This is a genomic window from Rhodococcus sp. NPDC078407 (assembly GCF_044542515.1).
Lineage (GTDB): Bacteria > Actinomycetota > Actinomycetes > Mycobacteriales > Mycobacteriaceae > Rhodococcoides.
In genome coordinates this window covers 90052-97407 of record NZ_JBITUQ010000022.1, presented here as the reverse complement: position 1 = coordinate 97407, position 7356 = coordinate 90052, and the positions used below count along the sequence as shown (strand labels likewise).

The following is a 7356-nucleotide window of genomic DNA, read 5'->3' as shown; positions in this document are numbered from 1 at the left end:
GATCCATCACTACAATCACCACCGACCCCACACAGGCATCGGCGGTAAGTCACCCATCGAGCGACTCACCGTCCACAACCTCCCCGGGAAGAACACCTAGGCCGGTCGTTGCGTCGCCGAGACGCCGGACGTGTGCATTGCCGCGCGGGTGTGCTGCCGAGTGATCGCGTGCGAGGCGAGCCGGAGTGCGTTGATCAGTGCGGCGTCACCGGTGTGGTCCACCGGAACGGTCAGTGACAGCGCCGCGATGGCGTTGTCACCGGAGTCGTAGATCGGCACGGCGAAACTCTTGTATCCGACCAGAGCCTCTTCGCGCTCGGTGGCCAGCCGCTGCGTGCGGATCGACACCATCTCGCGGCGGACGGCCTGCAAGGTTCGCGCGCTCTGCGCGGTCAGCCGTGGAAAGTCGCTCTCCACCAGCTGCTCGAGAAGCCGGTTGGAGTCGGAAGCCATTGCGAGAAGCAGCTTTCCCGATGCAGTGCACGTCAGCGGTAGACGGCCGCCGACACGGGAGAGCGAGTGCACGCTCCGCGTTCCTCCCAGCTTCTCCAAGTAGCACGTGTGCGTGCCCTCGCGAATGGCCAGGTGTGCGGTGCCCCTCGTCGATGCGACGAGGTCGACGAGGACCGGCCGGCCCACTCGGCGAAGCAGCGATGTGCTCCCCGCACGTTGGCTCAGGGCGAACACGCTGAACCCGATTCGGTACTCGTGACCGACCCGCTCCAGCAAGCCGAGTGCAACCAACTCCTGTGCCAGCCGGTAGACCGACGGCTTGGGGACGCCACTGCGTTCGCAGAGGTCGACCAAGCGCAGGGAGTCACTGTCGCCGTCGAAGGCGGACAGTATCGAGAAGGCCTTCCCGAGCACGGAGTTGGGCGGGGTCAGCGACGAGTCCTCGTCCAGGTCGAACGAATGTGCCAACACTGACATGGTTGCCTCCTGTGCTCACGGGTGAAGGGTGTGCGCCCCGTCACAAACACCATCATTATCCAGATGGATAACAATGTAAAGCCCAGTGAGTGGATCGAAACGTGTTGTTTACGGCGGGTCGAACATTCGGGGTCGGTTCGGTCACCGAAACTCCCCGACACCGGGTCGGTCTGCGGCTGGCACATTGGACCGTCGAAGTCCGATATGGCGCTCGCCGAACGAGATGTTGAGGGAACACATGCACAACACGCAATTGCTCATCGCAAACGAGTGGGTCGATGCCTCCGATGGCCGTACCGGCGAGACCGTGGATCCGGCTACCAACCAGGTGATCGGGCGGTTCGCCGAAGCCACGATCGCGGACGTCGACGCTGCGGTGGCAGCAGCGCGTGTGGGGTTCGAGTCGAATGCGTGGCAGGGGATGAGCCCCGATGCACGCGGGCAGCTCCTGTGGCGGATCGCCGATTTGCTGGACCGAGATGCCGAGGAAATTGCAGCACTCGAAACCGCCGACCAGGGGCAGCCGACGTTCATGAGCGTCGGCGTCAACCTTCCGCTGACCGCCCAGGTCTTCCGGTACTACGCGGGCTACGCCACCAAGATCGAGGGCACCGTCTCGCCCGTGTCCATTCCCGGAAACCTCAGCTTCCAACAGCGGGTACCGGTCGGGGTGTGCGCGCTGATCACCCCGTGGAACTTCCCGCTGGCCATCGCTGCATGGAAGCTGGCACCGGCACTGGCCACGGGTAACTCGGTCATCCTCAAGCCTGCCGAACAGACGCCGCTGTCGACGATGAAGCTGGTCGAATTGTGCCTCGAGGCAGGAGTCCCCGCAGGCGTGGTCAACGTGTTGACCGGAGGACCCGAAGTCGGTAAGGCGTTGGTGTCCCATCGCGGCGTCGACAAGGTGTCGTTCACCGGGTCGACCGAAACCGGGCAGCACATCGTGCGAGCCTCGGCCGGAAATCTGAAGCGAGTATCGCTCGAGCTCGGTGGAAAAGCCCCCAGCATCATCGCCGCCGATGCCGACATCGACGCCGCGGTCGCGGGCAACCTGCAAGGCGCTGTGTTCAACACAGGGCAGGCCTGTGGCGCTTACACCCGCTTCTTCGTGCACAGCTCACGCGCGGACGAGTTCACCTCCAAGATCGCCGCGGCAGCCGACGCGTTGCCGATCGGTCCAGGATTCGACCCGGCCACGGTCATCGGCCCCCTGGTATCCCAGGAGCATCTCGATCGAGTGCATTCGTACGTCGAATCCGGTCGGTCACAAGGAGCCGAATTGGTGACGGGCGGAAGCCGCGTCCAGGGCGATCTGGCCGCCGGTTTCTTCTACAAGCCGACGGTGTTCGCCGGAGTGCGCGACGACATGACCATCGCCCGGGACGAAATCTTCGGGCCGGTGCTTTCGGTGATGGCGTACGACGACGAGGACGAGGTCATCGCTCGGGCGAACGACACCGATTACGGGTTGGCAGCGGTGGTGTGGACCAAGGCCCTCGACTCCGCACTCACCCTCCCGCCCAAGTTGCGCTTCGGCACAGTGTTCGTCAATCAGCTGCCCCTGCTCGACCCGGCGTCACCCTGGGGTGGTTTCGGAATGAGTGGCTGGGGCCGTGAATTCGGTTCTCATTCGATCGACGCCTACACCGAAGTGAAGACGACGTTCATCAACCTGGCCTAGCCGGCCCTGTGCGCACGGCGGTGGGCCGAAGCCTCGTCCATCGCCGTGAGTGAGCGGCTCCGCCGCACGTGCACGGAGTTCGGTGTCTGTTACGAACTTTCGCGCATGTGCGGCGTAGCCGCTCTTCCAATTACTTTCCGCAGCCGTTGAAAGAACACACCGTGGGGTGACATGTCCCGTCTCCGCGCGCAGCACCCGCGGGTTGGAGGCACCGCATTGCCTGCAGGCTGCGGGAAATTCCGATTCCGGCTGTACGCAGTGCTCCAGCAACACGATTGACGTTCATCCTCGAGGTCGGTGCGGTGACCGACAATGCGCCCGCCAGGACAGCGTTACCGCTGAAGACGGGAACCGCGACACTCATGTAACCCAGTCGGGTTTCTTCTACTTCCACCGCCAGCTGATCCTTGCGCATTCGGTCGAGTTGCTGCGCCAGAACGGCGACCGACATCGTCGTGCGCGAGGTATGTGCGACGAAGCCGTGCGCAACGACCTCGTCGAAGACCTCGCGTGGCGAGAACGCCAGCATGATCTTTCCGGTTGCCGTGCTGTACAGCGGAAGTCGGCCGGCCACCCGCGAGTTCTCCTGCAAGCCTCGATGGCCCACGATCTTCTCGATGTAGAGCACGTCGAACCCTTCGCGTACGGCGAAGTGGACGGTCTCCTGGGTGGCGAGAAGCAAGTCCTCCATGTACGGCAGGGCGGCGTCGCGAAGAATCCGTTGTCGGGGGACCATCTGGCCGAGCTCGAACAGGCGAAGCCCCAATCGGTACTTCGTGCCGGCACGTTCGAGCAAACCCCACTCGACCAGTTCGCCGGCCAGTCGGTGCACGCTGGCTTTGGACACTCCGCTGCGCCGTGTGAGCTCGGTGAGCGAGAGATCGGTGTTCGTACTGTCGAATGCGTCGACGATCAGCTTGGCTTTTGCCAACACCGAGGTCATATCGGCCACCGGCTCGATCTCCACCGGTCGAGGATTCTGCGCAGTTCGTGCGGAGAGTGCGGAAGACATGCTCACCTCTAACGTCGAAATGTCGGAAACCCCGACATTTCGACGTTAGGCCCTTGTTCACTTTTTGTTCGGGTTTCGGGGTCCATTGAGTGAACCCGTTTCGAGGTGTTAACACATACGGAGGGTGGCGATCGATGTCCGCCCGGGATTCAGGTGCCGAAGATGTCCGGCTCCGCTGCCGCAATCTTCTGAATGATGGTCGAGTAGGCGAACCAGCCCACCTTGTCCACCCCGACGGCCTCGAACGTCTGGGCCGCAATCTTGTCGTGCAGAACCACCGGATCTCCGGCCGCATACGCGGCCAACTCGGCTTGCATGGACCGTTCCATCGAGACGTACCACCATACGGCGGCCTCGACCGAGCTTCCCACGGTGAGGTGGCCGTGATTGGACAGGATCACGGCCTTGTTCGCGCCCAGAGCAGCGGCGATTCTGGATCCTTCCTCCGCGTCGAGCGCGACTCCGTGGTACTCGTCGTACAGCGCGTGATCCTGGTGAAAAGCGCAGGCGTCCTGGGTAATCGGCTGCAGTAGCCGGTGCAGAGACGAGAACGCTTTGCCGTGCAGCCCGTGTGCGTGTACGGCCCCGATCACATCCGGCCGGGCTTCGTGCACCTTGGAATGGATGACGAAGGCCGCTCGATTCAGCGGTCCCGATCCGGACAGAACGGTGCCGTCGGCACCGACGTGCAACAGCTCCTCGGGCCGCACCCGAGAGAAATGGCGTCCGAACGGCGCGGTCCAGAACGTATCGGGATCTTCCGGGTCACGGGCCGTGATGTGGCCGGAAATGCCCTCGTCGAGGCCGAACCGCGACAGTATGCGATAGCCGCCCACTACCGCGATCTTGCGTCGGATCCGTTCCTCTTCGACAGTGAGGTCGGCAGGTGGTTCAGGAATCGAGGCCAGTTCGGCAATCGACGCTGCCGAGCCCGACATCACTTGACTCCGTATCGGCCGAGGAACCGCCGGGACAGCAACCTCAGTACGCGGTCGAACAGAAAGCCCATGATGCCGAGGGTGATGATGCCGACGAACGTCCAGTCGATGCGGCCGTAATTTCGCGCTTGCCAGATCATCGAGCCGATGCCTGCATCGGCGGCGACGATCTCGGCCGACACGATGGTGAGGAAGCTGTTTCCCATGGCCATCCGAGCTCCGGTCACGATCCCCGGCACCGTGGACGGCAGCACCACCGTCTTCATGATCTGTAGCCTGCCGGCGCCGAGGTTCGTCGCGGCCTGCAGCTTGTTCTCACTGATTGCCACGGTCGCAGCGATCGTACTCACGGTCACGATGAACACCGAGGTGTAGAAGATGAGAACGACTTTGGATGTTTCGCCGATACCGAACCACACCACCGCGAGCGTGACGAACGCGATGGGCGGGATGAACCTGAAAAATTCGATGTACGGGTCGAGCAGCTGACGGACGATATTGATGCGGCCCATCAGGATTCCCACCGGTGCCCCCACGATCACACCCAGAACCCAACCGATGAGGATGCGTTGTCCGGACGCCTGGATCGACGTCCACAGGACTCCGGTGTCGGACAATTCCTTTGCAGCCGAGACGACGGCAGCGGGCGATGCCATCGTCGTCGGTCCGTACCACCACGCGAGGAACGACCAGATTGCCAGACCGATTGCGGCCGACACGACGAACAGAGCAGCGGTACGCATCGCAGACTTTCCAGCGCCCCACGCTCGGTTCCCTCGACCGGGCTTGGTGGGCGACGCAGCGTCGGTGGGTCCAGCGATCACAGCGGTCATAGCGTGTCCTCCTCGATGCCTTGATTGCGAAGCGAGGCAACTACTTCGGCTCGAATGTCGTCTCGTAGTCGTTCGTAGAGGTCGATGACGGCCGGATTGTTGCGGTCTCGCGGACGTGGAGCATCGACTTCGTACACGCTCTTGATGCGAGCGCTCGGACCGGCTGTCATGACGACGACACGGTCGGCCAGGGTGATGGCTTCGTCGATGTCATGGGTGACGAACACGACGGTGCATCCGGTGCGCCGCCAGATCCCGTCCAGTTCGGTTTGAAGAACTTGACGTGTCTGCGCGTCCAGGGCACCGAACGGCTCGTCCATCAGGACCAAGCGGGGTTGGTTGGCCAGCACGCGCGCGATCTGAACCCGTTGCTTCATGCCACCGGACAGTTGCGTCGGATACTTGCTGCCGGCGTGCTTCAAGCCGACCATGGCCAAGTACTCGGCTGCGATACGTGCCTGTTCGGACTTGCTCGATCCGTGCATTCGCGGGCCGTACGCAACGTTCTGGCTGACGGTCATCCACTCGAACAGTGCTTCCGAACTCTGAAACACCATGCCGGCGTGGGTGTTGTTTCCTGCGACCAACTCGCCGTCGCAGTCGATGTCGCCTGCTGCTACCTCGACGAACCCGGCCAGAGCCGAGAGAAGCGTCGACTTGCCGCACCCACTGGGCCCGAGCAGGCAGACGAACTCGCCCGGTCGAATGTCGAGGTCGATGCCGCTGACCACCTCCAAATCTCCGAATCGGATGGCTACGTCGCGTGCCTGGATCGGAACGCCCTCCACTGTGTCCACACTCATCGCGATCCCTCCGTCGACCAACCGACGAGGAGCGCCGTGTTCAGGTCGGGTTGATTTTTCATTGCACCGATCTGGGTGTAGAAATCGACCACGCTCTGTGCGTCGGCGACGCTGGTCGGTGTCAAATCCTCGACTGCGTAATCGATTTCGTCGATGGACTTCACCGTCTGCGCTTCGTCGACGTTCACTGCAGTCTTCGTCGCCACTGCCGCGGCCTGCGGGTCTGCTTCGACCTCTGCCGTTGCTTCCGACAGCACGTCGCGAACGGCCCGTGCGGTGTCTTCGTTGCCTTCGAGCCACGACTGGGTCGTGATCGCCCAATGGTGGTAGAACCAATCGAAGTCGCCGGTGGTCGCCACGACCCTGCCGGTTCCCTGGTCGATCGCAGCGGTCGGCCAGGGCTCCCACATCACGTATCCGTCGATGTCACCGCGACCGATGAGTGCGGGCATGTCCGTCGGCGTTGCCGAGATCATTTCGACGGAATCGGGCGAAACACCGTTCGCTTCCAGATACTTGACGGTCGAGATCTGGCTGAGTCCGGCGACGATGCCGAGTTTGCGGATCGACTGTGGACCGTCGACACCGTTGCGGAGTACCACCTTGATGTACTTGCCCGACGACTCGTACGAGTACATGGCGCGCAGCGCCGGGTTCTGTTGAAGCTGAGCGATCGTGGTGGTGTCCGAACTGCCTGCCATCTGTACCTGGCCGGTGGACAGCGCATCGACTGCTTCTCCACCTCGGCCGAACTGAACCAATTCGACATCGAGACCGGCCTTTTCGAAGAGGCCTTGCTCGTCGGCCACGAAGAACGGCGCATACGACGCGTCGATACCGACCGCGATACGGATGCTGCCGGTGGAGCTCGCTGCATCTGCAGATTCGGTCGCTGGGCGAGTGCACGCACCTGCGAACAGTGCGGTGATTGCGGCGATTGCAACAAGACTCGTTTTGGTCACTGTCGATCGTGGGGCCATGGGCGCACGCTTTCCTTGCTGTGATCTGGACCGCATTGTGCGGCGGTGTGAGGCAAAGCTAGTGGTGGTCCGAGCCCTCGCCCACCAACGCGGTCCACCGTGCGGACCCGACCGAGCTCTTAACCTGGTCGAAACGTGGAGGCACCGATGTCGGCTGGATTCATGGCGAAGCCGAA

7 protein-coding genes are annotated in these 7356 nt (G+C 62.8%); 1 reads left to right on the top strand and 6 read right to left on the bottom strand.

The window, feature by feature from the left end:
* Nucleotides 1–96: 96 nt before the first annotated feature.
* On the bottom strand, nt 97–930 hold the full coding sequence (locus ACIGGF_RS20030) for an IclR family transcriptional regulator (protein WP_397522908.1): 834 nt from the start codon (nt 928–930) through the stop codon (nt 97–99).
* Between the two features lie 238 nt (nt 931–1168).
* On the opposite strand from ACIGGF_RS20030, the gene ACIGGF_RS20025 reads away from it, so the two are divergent.
* Nucleotides 1169–2614 carry an aldehyde dehydrogenase family protein gene (locus tag ACIGGF_RS20025; protein ID WP_397522907.1) on the top strand — a complete coding sequence of 482 codons (1446 nt, stop codon included), beginning with the start codon at nt 1169–1171 and terminating at the stop codon, nt 2612–2614.
* 130 nt (nt 2615–2744) lie between these two features.
* Here the strand turns inward: ACIGGF_RS20025 and ACIGGF_RS20020 are convergent, their stop codons facing one another.
* The 5 genes from ACIGGF_RS20020 to ACIGGF_RS20000 form a co-directional block, all read right to left on the bottom strand.
* Nucleotides 2745–3557 carry an IclR family transcriptional regulator gene (locus ACIGGF_RS20020; protein ID WP_397522912.1) on the bottom strand — a complete coding sequence of 271 codons (813 nt, stop codon included), beginning with the start codon at nt 3555–3557 and terminating at the stop codon, nt 2745–2747.
* A gap of 218 nt (nt 3558–3775) precedes the next feature.
* Complete coding sequence (locus tag ACIGGF_RS20015) at nt 3776–4564, bottom strand: class II aldolase/adducin family protein (protein WP_397522906.1); 789 nt, start codon at nt 4562–4564, stop codon at nt 3776–3778.
* Nucleotides 4564–5397, bottom strand: coding sequence for an ABC transporter permease (locus ACIGGF_RS20010; RefSeq protein ID WP_397522905.1), 834 nt, complete (start codon nt 5395–5397; stop codon nt 4564–4566). Before ACIGGF_RS20010 ends, ACIGGF_RS20015 begins: the two co-directional genes overlap by 1 nt.
* A complete protein-coding gene (locus ACIGGF_RS20005) occupies nt 5394–6200 on the bottom strand; it encodes an ABC transporter ATP-binding protein (RefSeq protein ID WP_397522904.1) in 807 nt (268 codons plus the stop codon). The genes ACIGGF_RS20010 and ACIGGF_RS20005 overlap by 4 nt, the downstream gene beginning before the upstream one ends.
* The gene (locus ACIGGF_RS20000) at nt 6197–7180 is read right to left on the bottom strand and encodes an ABC transporter substrate-binding protein (protein ID WP_397522903.1); all 984 of its coding nucleotides are present in this window, start codon (nt 7178–7180) and stop codon (nt 6197–6199) included. Before ACIGGF_RS20000 ends, ACIGGF_RS20005 begins: the two co-directional genes overlap by 4 nt.
* Between the last annotated feature and the right edge of the window lie 176 nt (nt 7181–7356).

Coding starts and splice junctions, on each gene's coding strand:
- ACIGGF_RS20030 (WP_397522908.1), bottom strand. CDS start 930: ATGTCAGTGTTGGCACATTCGTTCGACCTGGACGAGGACTCGTCGCTG.
- ACIGGF_RS20025 (WP_397522907.1), top strand. CDS start 1,169: ATGCACAACACGCAATTGCTCATCGCAAACGAGTGGGTCGATGCCTCC.
- ACIGGF_RS20020 (WP_397522912.1), bottom strand. CDS start 3,557: ATGACCTCGGTGTTGGCAAAAGCCAAGCTGATCGTCGACGCATTCGAC.
- ACIGGF_RS20015 (WP_397522906.1), bottom strand. CDS start 4,564: ATGTCGGGCTCGGCAGCGTCGATTGCCGAACTGGCCTCGATTCCTGAA.
- ACIGGF_RS20010 (WP_397522905.1), bottom strand. CDS start 5,397: ATGACCGCTGTGATCGCTGGACCCACCGACGCTGCGTCGCCCACCAAG.
- ACIGGF_RS20005 (WP_397522904.1), bottom strand. CDS start 6,200: ATGAGTGTGGACACAGTGGAGGGCGTTCCGATCCAGGCACGCGACGTA.
- ACIGGF_RS20000 (WP_397522903.1), bottom strand. CDS start 7,180: ATGGCCCCACGATCGACAGTGACCAAAACGAGTCTTGTTGCAATCGCC.